General features: G+C 72.3%; 11 protein-coding genes. 6 read left to right on the forward strand and 5 right to left on the reverse strand.

All coding sequences use genetic code 11. The annotated features are described in order from the left end of the window. The first annotated feature begins 46 nt into the window (after positions 1–46). The 4 genes from ABD979_RS06835 to ABD979_RS06850 all read left to right on the forward strand — a co-directional run bounded on the left by ABD979_RS06835 (position 47) and on the right by ABD979_RS06850 (position 3,699). The gene (locus ABD979_RS06835; protein ID WP_345506700.1) at positions 47–844 is read left to right on the forward strand and encodes an exodeoxyribonuclease III; all 798 of its coding nucleotides are present in this window, start codon (positions 47–49) and stop codon (positions 842–844) included. Between the two features lie 99 nt (positions 845–943). Next, positions 944–1,987, forward strand: coding sequence for a tryptophan--tRNA ligase (gene trpS, locus ABD979_RS06840; protein WP_425583924.1), 1,044 nt, complete (start codon positions 944–946; stop codon positions 1,985–1,987). Between the two features lie 54 nt (positions 1,988–2,041). Then, entirely contained in the window at positions 2,042–2,569 is a 528-nt protein-coding gene (locus ABD979_RS06845; RefSeq protein WP_345506702.1) for a 2'-5' RNA ligase family protein, read from the forward strand. A gap of 2 nt (positions 2,570–2,571) precedes the next feature. Next, the gene (locus ABD979_RS06850; RefSeq protein WP_345506703.1) at positions 2,572–3,699 is read left to right on the forward strand and encodes a YihY/virulence factor BrkB family protein; all 1,128 of its coding nucleotides are present in this window, start codon (positions 2,572–2,574) and stop codon (positions 3,697–3,699) included. A 48-nt stretch (positions 3,700–3,747) separates the two neighbouring features. Here the strand turns inward: ABD979_RS06850 and ABD979_RS06855 are convergent, their stop codons facing one another. From ABD979_RS06855 to ABD979_RS06870, 4 genes are all read right to left on the reverse strand, one after another. Next, positions 3,748–5,238, reverse strand: coding sequence for a D-alanyl-D-alanine carboxypeptidase family protein (locus ABD979_RS06855; protein WP_345506704.1), 1,491 nt, complete (start codon positions 5,236–5,238; stop codon positions 3,748–3,750). A gap of 190 nt (positions 5,239–5,428) precedes the next feature. Beyond that, positions 5,429–6,172 carry a succinate dehydrogenase/fumarate reductase iron-sulfur subunit gene (locus ABD979_RS06860; protein WP_345506735.1) on the reverse strand — a complete coding sequence of 248 codons (744 nt, stop codon included), beginning with the start codon at positions 6,170–6,172 and terminating at the stop codon, positions 5,429–5,431. Between the two features lie 11 nt (positions 6,173–6,183). Continuing rightward, positions 6,184–8,226 (reverse strand): fumarate reductase/succinate dehydrogenase flavoprotein subunit, encoded by a 2,043-nt coding sequence (locus ABD979_RS06865; protein WP_345506705.1) that lies wholly within the window; start codon positions 8,224–8,226, stop codon positions 6,184–6,186. 3 nt (positions 8,227–8,229) lie between these two features. Beyond that, the gene (locus tag ABD979_RS06870) at positions 8,230–8,886 is read right to left on the reverse strand and encodes a succinate dehydrogenase cytochrome b subunit (protein ID WP_345506706.1); all 657 of its coding nucleotides are present in this window, start codon (positions 8,884–8,886) and stop codon (positions 8,230–8,232) included. Between the two features lie 265 nt (positions 8,887–9,151). Between ABD979_RS06870 and ABD979_RS06875 the strand changes: the two genes are divergently transcribed. Together ABD979_RS06875 and ABD979_RS06880 are read left to right on the forward strand one after the other, a co-directional pair. Further along, the gene (locus tag ABD979_RS06875; RefSeq protein ID WP_345506707.1) at positions 9,152–10,120 is read left to right on the forward strand and encodes an SDR family NAD(P)-dependent oxidoreductase; all 969 of its coding nucleotides are present in this window, start codon (positions 9,152–9,154) and stop codon (positions 10,118–10,120) included. Between the two features lie 58 nt (positions 10,121–10,178). Then, positions 10,179–11,345: a nucleotide sugar dehydrogenase gene (locus ABD979_RS06880; RefSeq protein ID WP_345506708.1), complete on the forward strand. Its 1,167-nt coding sequence runs from the start codon at positions 10,179–10,181 to the stop codon at positions 11,343–11,345. A gap of 23 nt (positions 11,346–11,368) precedes the next feature. Here ABD979_RS06880 and ABD979_RS06885 read toward each other — a convergent pair whose 3' ends face one another. Beyond that, positions 11,369–12,457: a mannose-1-phosphate guanylyltransferase gene (locus ABD979_RS06885; RefSeq protein ID WP_345506709.1), complete on the reverse strand. Its 1,089-nt coding sequence runs from the start codon at positions 12,455–12,457 to the stop codon at positions 11,369–11,371. Positions 12,458–12,461: the final 4 nt, after the last annotated feature.

Below are 12,461 nucleotides of genomic sequence, written 5' to 3' on the forward strand. Positions count from 1 at the left end.
CAACCCGTGGCCGAGACGTGCCGTGGTGTCGGCGACAATGGACACCATGCGCATCATCACGGCGAACGTCAACGGCATCCGGGCAGCAGCGCGACGGGGAGCCGTGCCGTGGCTCGTCGCGGCCGAGCCCGACGCGCTGTGCCTCCAGGAGGTGCGCGCCGACGACACCGAGCTCGCGAAGGTGCTCGCCGAGGCCGGCTTCGGCCACTGGTCCGTCGCCCACACCGAGGGGTCGGCGAAGGGTCGCGCCGGCGTCGCCGTCGCCACCCGGGAACCCCACCTCGCGCAGCGCGTCGGCATCGACGGCCTGCACGTCGACGAGGGCCGGTGGGTGGAGGTCGACGTCGCGACCGCGCGCGGACCGCTCACGGTCGTGTCGGCATACGTGCACACCGGCGAGGCGGAGACACCGCGGCAGGACGCGAAGCACGCCTTCCTCGACGCGATGACCGCCCGGATGGCGCGCGCGGCCCAGGCCGGCGAGCTCATGGTCGTCACCGGCGACCTCAACGTCGCCCACCGCGAGGCCGACCTCAAGAACTGGAAGGGCAACCTGCGCAAGGCGGGGTTCCTGCCGTCCGAGCGCGCCTACCTCGACGGCTGGTTCGAGGACGGCGCCTGGGTCGACGTGCACCGCTCCCTCGCGGGGGAGGGCCCCGGCCCCTACACGTGGTGGTCGTGGCGGGGGAAGGCGTTCGACAACGACGCCGGCTGGCGCATCGACTACCAGCTGGCGACCGCACCGCTCGCCGCCCTCGCGACGACGGCCAGCGTCGGGCGCGCCCCGACGTACGCCGAGCGGTGGAGCGACCACGCGCCGGTCGTCGTCGACTACGCGGTCTGAGCCGAGCGCCCCGCTCCGCGCCGCTCCGCGCCGCTCCGCCCCGCCCTGCCCCCTGGGTGACCCGGGCGTCCTCGCCCCGATTGGGGCCGCACGTCGGCGATGGGCCAGAATGCACGCATGTCCTCGACGCCCACCGCACCGCACGCGCCCCGCAGCCTCTCGGGCATGCAGCCGACGAGCGACTCGCTCCACCTCGGCAACTACATCGGGGCGCTCGTCGAGTGGGTGCGGCTGCAGGAGACGCACGACGCCTTCTACTTCGTCGCCGACCTGCACGCCCTGACGGTGGCGACCGAGCCCGAGCTGCTGCGCCGGCGCACCCGCCTCACGGCGGCCCAGTTCATCGCCGGCGGCGTCGACCCGGAGCGGTCGGTCCTCTTCGTGCAGAGCCACATCTCCCAGCACACCGAGCTGAACTGGATCCTCAGCTGCCTCACCGGCTTCGGCGAGGCGAGCCGGATGACCCAGTTCAAGGACAAGTCGGCCAAGGGGAGCAACACCAACGTCGGGCTTTTCACCTACCCGGTGCTCCAGGCCGCCGACATCCTCGTCTACGACGCCGACGTCGTGCCCGTCGGCGAGGACCAGCGCCAGCACCTCGAGCTCTCGCGCGACCTCGCCGGCCGCTTCAACCAGCGCTTCGGCGACACGCTCGTCGTGCCCGACCCGCACATCATGAAGGCGACGGCGAAGATCCAGGACCTGCAGGACCCGACGGCGAAGATGAGCAAGTCCGCCGCCAGCGACGCGGGGCTCGTCAGCCTCCTGGACGAGCCCAACCGCATCGCCAAGAAGATCCGCTCGGCCGTCACCGACACCGAGCGCGAGATCCGCTTCGACGAGGACGCCAAGCCCGGCATCTCCAACCTCCTGTCGATCCACGCGGCGCTGAGCGGCACGCCGATCGCCCACCTCGAGGCGCAGTACGAGGGTCGCGGCTACGGCGACCTCAAGAAGGACGTCGCCGAGATCGTCGTCGAGAAGGTCACGCCGTTCCGCGAGCGCACGCTCGAGCTGATGGCCGACGAGGCCGAGCTCGACCGCATCCTCGCCGACGGCGCCGACCGGGCGCGCGAGGTCGCCGAGGCGACGGTCCGGCGGGTCTACGACAAGGTCGGGCTGCTCCGCCGTCCCGGCCGCTGAATCCCCTCCGACCCAGAGGTGTCGTCGACAGGCCCGTTCGATACGGTCGGGGGCGTGACTGACGCGCGCCCCACGACGATCGGCGTCTCCATCCCGATCCCCTCGCCGTACGGCGAGTTCCTCCAGGCGCGCCGCGCCGACTTCGGCGACCCGGCGGCCTGGCAGATCCCGGCGCACATCACCCTCCTGCCGCCGACCGAGGTCGACGAAGCCGCGAGGCAGGCCTTCCACGACCACTGCGCGAAGGTCGCCGAGGCCCACGCCCCCTTCGACGTGCTGCTCCGCGGCACCGGCACCTTCCGGCCGCTCTCCGACGTCGTCTTCATCCAGGTGGCCCAGGGCGTCTCCGCGTGCGAGAGCCTCGAGCGCGGCCTGCGCTCCGGCCCGGTCCTGCGCGACCTCGAGTTCTACTACCACCCGCACGTGACCGTGGCGCACAACGTCGGCGAGGCGGGCCTCGACCGCGCGTTCACCGAGCTCGCCGACTACTCCGTGCTCTTCCGCGTCGACGCCTTCCACCTCTACGAGCTCGGCGCCGACGCGGTGTGGCGGCCGACGCACGACTTCCCGCTCGGCGGCTGAGCGTGGGAGCGCTGCAGCGCCTCGTCCAGAGGCTCCTCGACCGCCTCAAGCAGACCGAGGCGTGGGAGGCCTGGCAGCGCTACGGCAGCGCCAACGGCGACCTCCTCGCGGCCGGCGTCGGCTACTTCGCCTTCTTCTCGATCTTCCCCGCGCTCGCGCTGGCCTTCGCGATCTTCGGCTTCGTGCTCCAGGGCCGCCCCGACCTCCTGACGGCCATCGCCGACTCGCTCAACGCCGCCCTGCCAGGCATGGTGCGCACGGCCAGCACGCCGGACGGCATCATCGGCCTCGAGGCGCCGGCCAGCCTCACCCTGACGATCACCGGCATCGTCTCGTTCGTCACCCTGCTGCTCGCCGGTCTCGGCTGGATCGGGGCGCTGCGCACCGGCATCCGTGGCGTCTTCAGCCTCGACGCGTCGTCGGGCTCGCTGATCGGCACCAAGGTGCGCGACCTCGGCGTGCTCGTGACCCTCGGCGTCGCGATCGCCGCGTCGGCCATCCTCACGAGCGCCGCGGGTGGCTTCGCCGAGCGGGTCGCCGACTGGATCGGCCTGCCGCAGGCCGGAGTGTTCGTCGGGCTCGTCGGCGTCGTCGTCGGCGTCCTCTTCGACACCCTGATCCTCGTCGTGATGCTCCGCGTGCTGACCGACGTGCCGCTGCCGATGCGCCACGTGCGCCAGGGCGCGGTGCTGGGCGCGGTGATCCTCACGGTGCTCAAGCTCTTCGGCGGCTTCCTCATCAGCCGCACGACCGCCAACCCGCTCCTCGGCGCCGTGGCCGTGGCCGTCGGGCTGCTCTTCTGGCTCAACCTCATGTCGAAGGTCGTGCTGCTCTCGGCCGCCTGGGCCGCCAACGACGTCGACGTGGCCGCCCTCGCCGGCGACGGGGAGCCCACCGGACCGCCGCGCGGCCTGCGCCCCGCCTTCGTCGCCCCGCTGCCGGCCCACGCCGACGCCTCCGCGCTCCCGTATGCCGGCGCCGCACCCCGCGCGCCCGCCGTGGCCGACCGCTCGGGCGAGGTCCCACCCGCGGCCCGGGCGACCGACCGGGCCAGCCTCGCCGCCGGCGCCGTGCTCGGCGCGGCCGCCGCCACCGCGGCCGTCACAGCCCGACGCCTCCGCCGCCGCTGACCCCACCCCGAGACGCCGGCAACACACCGACGCGAGGGAGGGGCGGGGTCAGGCGCGGTGGCGGCCGCGGCTCCTCGAACGGAGCGCCGGGACGGCGAGCGCCCCGCCACCGGTGAGGACAACCCCGAGCAGGGCGATTCCGGCCAGGGTCATCGTGCCGTCGTCCACGGGCGTGCCCGCGTCGGCGGCGGCCACCGGCTCCGGCGTGCCGGTCGGCGTGCCAGGGCCCGCCCCGGGGTTCGTCCCGGGGTTCGTGGCGGGGTTCGTGGCGGTCGCCGACCCGTCGGGCTCGGTGGGGAGCTGGGGGATCGCCGGGGCGGCGGTCGGCGGCGCGGCCTCGCCGGGCTCGACGAGACGGCCCACGGGCGTGACCCGGTCGGCGTTGGCGAAACCCCAGTCGAGCAGGGCCGCCGTCGGCTTCCACGACCCGGTGACGCTGCCCATCTGCGCGACCACGAGCGTGCGGCCACCGCGCGTCGCGGCCCCGACGAAGGTGTGCTGGGCCCGGTCGGTGCGTCCCGGCTTGATCCCGATCGTGCCGGGGTAGTGCCGCAGCAGCTCGTTGATGTTGGAGACGTGGAACGCCGGCCAGACCTTGCCGGAGCGGTCCTTGCCGCCGGGGAAGACGGTGTCGCGCTTGATGATCGCGGCCCGGAAGGTCGGCAGCCGCATGGCGTTGCGCCCGATGAGGGCGAGGTCGTAGGCGCTGGAGCGCTGCGCGCCCTCGTCGAGCCCGCTCGGGTCGACCGTCAGGGTGTCGTGCGCGCCGATGCGCGCCGCCTCCTCGTTCATGAGGGCGACCGTGCGGTCGTAGCCGCCGGCCGCGTCGGCGAGCGCGTAGACGGCGTCGTTGGCGGAGAACATCAGCATGGCGTCGACGAGCGAGCTGACGGGGTAGCGGTTGCCGGCGAGGATGCCGACGCGCGAGCCGGCCGCCGACTGGGCGTCCTCCTTGGCGACGACGACCTGCCTGGGGTCGAGGCGCGGCAGCAGGGTCAGTGCCGTCAGCGTCTTCAGGGTGCTCGCCGGCCGGAGCCAGGCGTGCGGCGACTTCGCCGCGAGGATCTCGCCGCTGTCGAGGTCGGCGACGACGTAGGAGACGTCGTAGACCTCGGGCGGCAGCGGCGCCGCCGGGGGAGCGTCGACGACGACCCCGTCGGAGGCCAGCTCGGCCCCGCCGACGACCGAGCCGGGGGCCCACTGCGGGTGCGCGAAGGGCTTCGGCGGTGCGTTGCGGCAGACGACCCTCTGTTTGGGTGCCGGTTTGGGTGCCGGCGTGGGCTCGGCGTGCGGCCGGCTCGACGTCGAGGGACTCCTCGCGGGCGGCGCGGCCGGCGTGGCGGTGGCCCTGACCTCGTCGGTGGGGAACACCCGCGGCGTCAGCACGACCCCCGGCGGCACCGTCGTCGGGACCTGCCACGGTCGGCAGGAGGGCGACGCGGCGGGCGCGGCCGGCGCGGCTGCGGCGTCGGGGGACGACCCGGCATACGCGCTCTGCGGCGTGGCCAGCGCGGCCGGGGCGAGCGCCCCGAGCGACACCAGGACCGCCAGCGCTCCCGAGGTGGTCCGCGCGCGTCGTGCGGCGGGTCGGGGGGCGTGGGGTCGGGGCGTCCGGGTCGTGGAGGGCTTCATCGCGGCCACAGACTAACCCGCCCCGGATGCTCCGGGGCGGGTCGTCGGTGGCACGTCACGAATCGTGACGGAGCAGGCCGTGCGGTCGCGGTCGCGGTCAGTGACCGCGGGTCATCGCGCCGCGCAGGTCGCGGTTCAGCTGGCTGATGACGTCGAGCGGGATCTCCTTGGGGCAGGCCGAGGAGCAGGCGCCGACGTTCGTGCAGCCGCCGAAGCCCTCGTGGTCGTGCTGGTCGACCATGCTGACGACGCGGGCGTCGCGCTCCGGCTGGCCCTGCGGCAGCTCGCCGAGGTGCGTGATCTTGGCGCCCATGAAGAGCATGCCGGACGCGTTCGGACAGGCCGCCACGCAGGCACCGCAGCCGATGCACGCCGCGGCCATGAAGGCCCGGTCGGCCTGCGGCTTGGGCACCGGCACCGAGTGCGCCTCGGGGGCCGAGCCGGTGTTGGCGCTGATGAAGCCGCCGGCCTGGATGATGCGGTCGAAGCTCGAGCGGTCGACGACGAGGTCCTTGATGACCGGGAACGCGTCGGCGCGCCACGGCTCGACGGTGATCTCGTCGCCGTCGGAGAAGCTGCGCATGTGCAGCTGGCACGTCGTCGTCACCTCGGGCCCGTGGGCCTTGCCGGAGATCATCAGGCCGCACATGCCGCAGATGCCCTCGCGGCAGTCGGAGTCGAACGCGATGGGCTCCTCGCCGCGGGCGTTGAGCTGCTCGTTGAGCACGTCGAGCATCTCGAGGAAGCTCATGTCCTCGGAGATGTCGGTGACCGGGTAGGTCACCATCTCGCCCTTGGCCCGGGGGCCGGTCTGGCGCCAGATCTTGAGGGTCAGGTTCATTCCGGTCCCACTCACTTGTAGCTCCGCTGCTTCATCTCGACGAATTCGTAGACCAGGTTCTCCTTGTGCAGCACCGGCGCGCCGTCCTGGCCGCCCCACTCCCAGGCCGCGACGTAGGCGTACTCGTCGTCGTGACGCAGCGCCTCACCGTCCTCGGTCTGGGACTCCGCCCGGAAGTGACCGCCGCACGACTCGCGGCGGTGCAGGGCGTCGATGCACATGAGCTCACCGAGCTCGAGGAAGTCGGCCACGCGGCCGGCCTTCTCGAGGCTCTGGTTGAGCGTGTCGGCGCTGCCGAGCACCTTGACGTTGCGCCAGAACTCGTCGCGCAGGCCGCGGATGAGGTCGATGGCCTTGAGCAGCCCCTCCTCGGAGCGCTCCATGCCGCAGTACTCCCACATGATGTTGCCGAGCTCCTTGTGGAAGGAGTCGACCGAGCGGTCCCCGTTGATGGAGAGCAGCTTCTGCACGCGGGCGTCGACCGACGAGCGCGCCTCGGCGACGGCCGGGTGCGCCTCGTCGAGCTTCTCGAACGGGCCCTTGGCGAGGTAGTCGCGGATCGTGTTCGGCAGCACGAAGTAGCCGTCGGCGAGGCCCTGCATGAGGGCCGAGGCGCCGAGGCGGTTCGCGCCGTGGTCCGAGAAGTTCGCCTCGCCGCTGACGAAGAGGCCCGGGATGCTCGACTGGAGGTCGTAGTCGACCCAGAGGCCGCCCATCGTGTAGTGCACGGCGGGGTAGATGCGCATCGGCACCTCGTAGGGGTTCTCACCCGTGATCCGCTGGTACATGTCGAGCAGGTTGCCGTACTTCTCCGCGACGGCCTCGGCGCTCATGCGCTGCAGGGCGTCGGTGAAGTCGAGGTAGACGCCGCGGCGGAAGTCGCCGACCTTCGGGCCGACGCCGCGACCCTCGTCGCAGACGTTCTTGGCCTGGCGGCTCGCGATGTCGCGCGGCACGAGGTTGCCGAAGGAGGGGTAGATGCGCTCGAGGTAGTAGTCGCGGTCCTCCTCGGGGATCTCGCGGGGGTCCTTCTCGCAGTCGGCGGCGTTCTTCGGCACCCAGATGCGGCCGTCGTTGCGCAGCGACTCCGACATGAGCGTCAGCTTGCTCTGGTGCTCGCCGGCGACGGGGATGCAGGTCGGGTGGATCTGCGTGTAGCAGGGGTTCGCGAAGTGCGCGCCCTTGCGGTGCGCGCGCCACGTCGCGGTGACGTTGCTGCCCATCGCGTTCGTCGAGAGGAAGAAGACGTTGCCGTAGCCGCCCGAGGCGAGCACGACGGCGTCGGCGAGGTGCGTCTCGACCTCGCCGGTGACGAGGTCGCGGGCGATGATGCCGCGCGCCTTGCCGTCGACGACGATCACCTCGAGCATCTCGTGGCGGCTGAACATCTCGACGGTGCCGGCCGCGATCTGGCGCTCGAGCGCCTGGTAGGCGCCGATGAGCAGCTGCTGGCCCGTCTGGCCGCGGGCGTAGAAGGTGCGCGAGACCTGCACGCCACCGAAGCTGCGGTTGTCGAGCAGGCCGCCGTACTCACGGGCGAAGGGCACGCCCTGCGCGACGCACTGGTCGATGATGTTGGCGCTGACCTCGGCGAGGCGGTAGACGTTCGACTCGCGCGAGCGGTAGTCGCCGCCCTTGACGGTGTCGTAGAAGAGACGGAACGTCGAGTCGCCGTCCTCCTTGTAGTTCTTGGCGGCGTTGATGCCACCCTGCGCGGCGATCGAGTGCGCGCGGCGCGGGGAGTCCTGGTAGCAGAAGGACTTGACGTTGTAGCCGGCCTCGCCGAGCGTCGCGGCGGCCGCGCCACCGGCGAGGCCGGTGCCGACGATGATGACCGTGAGCTTGCGGCGGTTGGCCGGGTTGACGAGGGCGGCCTCGAACTTGCGCTTGTCCCACCGCGACTCGATGGGGCCCTGCGGCGCCTTCGTGTCGGCGATCGGGTCGCCCTCGGTGTAGAGGCCGTGCACGACGCCGGGAGCCTCGGTGGGTGCTCCGGCCGGGGCGGCAGCGGGCGCCTCGGGCGCGACGGTGCTGGCTGTCTGGGTGTCGGTCATGGATCAGTTCCCCTTGACGATTCCGAACAGGATGGCGAGCGGCGGGAGCGCGAAGCCCACGGCGGTCACCAGCGCGATGACGGTGGCGGTGGCCTTGGCCGTGCGGCGGGCGCGGGCCGTGCTCGTCCAGCCGAGGGTCTGCGCGGCGCTCCACACGCCGTGCCACAGGTGCATGCCGAGCGCGGCGAGCGCGAGCAGGTAGATGAGCACGACCCACCACACCTGGAAGCTCGAGATGACGAGCGCGCCGGCGCTGTCACCGACGGCGGCGTCGGGCCCGACGTTGAACTTGACGATGGTGAACTGCAGCAGGTGCCAGACGAGGAAGAGCAGCAGCGTGACGCCGCCCCAGCGCATCATCCGGCTGCGGATCGTGGCCTGGGCGGCCGCCTTCGCGACGTAGCGGTTCGTGCGCGCCCCGTTGGCGCGCGTCCACAGGTAGAACGCGGACCAGGCGTGCGCCACGAGGGCGACGACGAGCAGGGCGCGGAAGATCCAGAGGAAGCCGCCGAACGGCAGGATCGGGGTGAGGAGCGTGCGCAGGTGCAGCGCGTACTCGTCGAAGCCCTCGACGCCGCCGAAGATCTTGAGGTTGCCGTACATGTGCACGAGCACGTAGAAGACGAACAACGCACCCGACGTCGCCATGAGCAGCTTCATGAAGACGGTGGTGCGGCGTGCTGACGCAGGTCGACGTTTTCCCGTCGCTGGGAGAGTGTTGGTGGCCACGTCCGCACCCTATCGCCGTGGATTCCGCACCCGAATTCCTACTCGCTGGTAGACGGGCGACTGTGACAATCTCAACAAGAAGCCTCGACAAAAGGGCGTATGCCGGGTGCCGGGCCGCGCACGGGCGTGCAGCGCCGCTCCCGATGGAGCACGACCACGGCGGGGCCGCGCCGGTGCGGCTCCTAGGCTGGGGCCCATGGTGCTCTCCGACACGACCGCGGCGCTCGACTGGCTCATGGACAAGTCCCTCGTGCTCGGCTACACGAAGATCGGCCCCGCCCTGCGCCGCTCGTGGTGGCCGGCCGACCCCACCACCGGCGCGCTCGCGGGGCGGCACGTCCTCGTCACCGGCGCGAGCGGCGGGCTGGGGCTCGCCACGGCCCGGGGCGTCGCGCGGCTCGGCGCCGTCGTGCACCTCACCGGCCGCGACGCCGCCCGCCTCGAGACGGCGCGGGCGCAGCTGCAGGACGAGCTGCCCGCCGCCACGGTCGAGGTGCACGTCTCCGACGTCAGCGACCTCGCCGGCACCGCCGCGTTCGCCCGCGACCTCGCGGCACGGCTGCCGCGCCTGCACGCGCTCGTGCACAACGCCGGCGTCATGCCGCCGCGGCGCACGACGACCGCCGAGGGTCACGAGCTGACCTACGCCACGCACGTGCTCGGGCCGCAGGTGCTGACCTACGGCCTGCGCGAGTCGCTCGCGGGTGGCCGGGTCGTGCTCGTGACGTCCGGGGGCGCCTACGGCCAGCGGCTCGCCGCGGACGACCCCGAGTTCACCGAGGGCGAGTACTCCGGCGTCACGGCCTACGCACGCACGAAGCGGATGCAGCTCGTGCTGACCCGCCTGTGGGCGCGCGACCTCGCAGCAGACGGCATCGGCGTGCACGCGATGCACCCGGGGTGGGCCGACACCCCGGGGATCACCGACTCGATCCCGCGCTTCGCCGCCCTCACCCGGCCCCTGCTGCGCGACGCCGACTCGGGGGCCGACACGGCGGTCTGGCTGGCGGCGACGACCGACGCGCTCGGCACGGGCGGCTTCTGGCACGACCGCCGGCGCCGGCCCACGCACTACGCGCCGGTCGGGGTGGAGACGCCGCAGCAGGTGGCCCGCTTCTGGGACGGCGTGCGCGCGGCGGCGGGGGTGCCGGCGCCGACGGCGTGACCCCTGACCCCGGTGAGCACGAGATGGCGCATTCGCCCGACTTCGTTACGCTGCCGGGGTGAAGATCACTGTCGTGGGCCTCGGGTACGTGGGTCTGTCCAATGCCGTCATCCTCGCCCAGAACAGTGAGGTCGTCGCCCTCGAGGTCGACGCGCACCGGGCCGCGCTCGTCAACGAGGGGCGCTCGCCGATCGTCGACCCCGACCTCGAGGACTACCTCGCCCGCGGCGGGCTGAACCTCCGTGCGACGACCGAGCCCGCGGAGGCGTATGCCGGCGCGGCCTTCGTCGTCGTCGCCACGCCGACCGACTACGACCCCGAGACGCAGCACTTCGACACCTCGTCGGTCGAGTCGGTCATCGGTGCCGTCACGCAGCACGCGCCCGACGCGACGGTCGTCATCAAGTCGACGGTTCCGGTCGGCTTCACCGAGCGCATGCGCGAGGCCCACCCGGGCACCCACATCGTCTTCTCGCCCGAGTTCCTCCGCGAGGGCCGGGCGCTCTGGGACAACCTGCACCCGAGCCGCATCGTGCTCGGCGACACGAGCGCCGAGGCCAAGGAGTTCGCCGCGCTGCTCGTCGAGGGCGCCGACGCGACCGACGTGCCCGTGCTCTTCACCGACGCCACCGAGGCCGAGGCGATCAAGCTCTTCGCCAACACCTACCTCGCGATGCGCGTCGCCTACTTCAACGAGCTCGACACGTATGCCGCCACGCACGGCCTCGACACGCGCTCGATCATCGAGGGGGTCGGCCTCGACCCGCGCATCGGGTCGCACTACAACAACCCGTCGTTCGGCTACGGCGGCTACTGCCTGCCCAAGGACACCCGGCAGCTCCTCGCGAACTACCACGAGGTGCCGCAGAACCTCATCCACGCGATCGTCGAGTCGAACACGACCCGCAAGGACTTCATCGCCGAGGACATCATGGCCCGGCGCCCTGCGGTGGTCGGGATGTACCGCCTCGTCATGAAGTCGGGGTCCGACAACTTCCGGGCCTCGAGCATCCAGGGGATCATGAAGCGGATCAAGGCCCGCGGCATCGAGGTCGTCGTCTTCGAGCCGTCGCTCGAGTCGGACGACTTCTACCACTCCCGCGTCGTGCGCGACCTCGAGGAGTTCAAGTCGGTGTCCGACGTCATCGTCGCCAACCGGCACGCGGACGAGCTCGAGGACGTCAGCGCCAAGGTCTACACGCGCGACATCTACGGCCGCGACTGACCTGACGCGGGGCCAGGTCAGCGTCAGGTCAGCTCGGTGCGGCCCTGGGCCGTCAGCGCCTCGACGATCTTCTTGACGTCCTGCGCGCGCTCGGGCGTGGTGATGAGCAGGGCGTCCTGCGTGTCGACGACGACGAGGCCCTCGACGCCGACGAGCGCGACGAGCCGGCCGCCGGCCGCGACGGTGGCCGTCGAGTCGATGCTGAGGATGTCGTCGGTCGGGCCGATCGCGGTGATGCCCGGCAGGTCGGTCGACTCGGCGACGAGCGTCGTCAGGGCCGCGAAGTCGCCGACGTCGTCCCAGCCGAGCGCGGCCGGCACGACGGCCACGCGCCCCGCCGCGGCCGCGGGCTCGGCCACCGCGTGGTCGATGGCGATCTTCTGCAGCGCAGGCCACAGGTCGCGCATCCGGCGCGGGTCGGCGGCGATGGTGCGCAGGTGGTCGACCATCTCCGCGTGGTTCTCGGCGAGCAGCTCGAGCAGCGTCGTCGCGCCCACGACGAACATGCCCGCGTTCCACCGGTAGGCACCGGTCTCGAGGTAGCGCGCGGCGGTCTCGGCGTCCGGCTTCTCCACGAACTCGTCGACGCGGTGCGCGCTCGGGGCGCCGTCGACCCCGAGGGCCTCACCGAGGCGGATGTAGCCGAATCCCGTTGCGGCGTGGGTCGGCTCGATGCCGATGGTGACGAGCTCGCCCTGCCGGGCCAGCACGACGGCCTCCTCGACGGCGCGTCGGAAGTTCTCCGGCTCGGTGATGACGTGGTCGGCGGCGAAGGAGCCGAGCACGGCCTCCGGGTCGCGCCGCTCGAGGATCGCCGCGGCGAGGCCGATGGCCGGCATCGAGTCGCGGGGCGAGGGCTCGCCGACGACGGCGTCGTAGCCGAGCATCGGCAGCTGCCGGCGGACGGCCTCCTCGTGCGCGACGCCGGTGACGACGAGGATGCGCTCCTGGACGAGGGGCTCGAGGCGGTCCCACGTCGCGCGCAGCAGCGACTGCCCGGAGCCGGTGAGGTCGTGGAGGAACTTGGGTGAGCTGCGGCGCGAGATGGGCCACAGTCGGGTTCCCGAGCCACCGGCGGGGATCACGGCCCAGAAGCCGGGGATGCCTGTCATGGGG

It is taken from the genome of Terrabacter aeriphilus (assembly GCF_039542985.1).
In the GTDB taxonomy this organism is placed as follows: Bacteria; Actinomycetota; Actinomycetes; order Actinomycetales; family Dermatophilaceae; genus Terrabacter; species Terrabacter aeriphilus.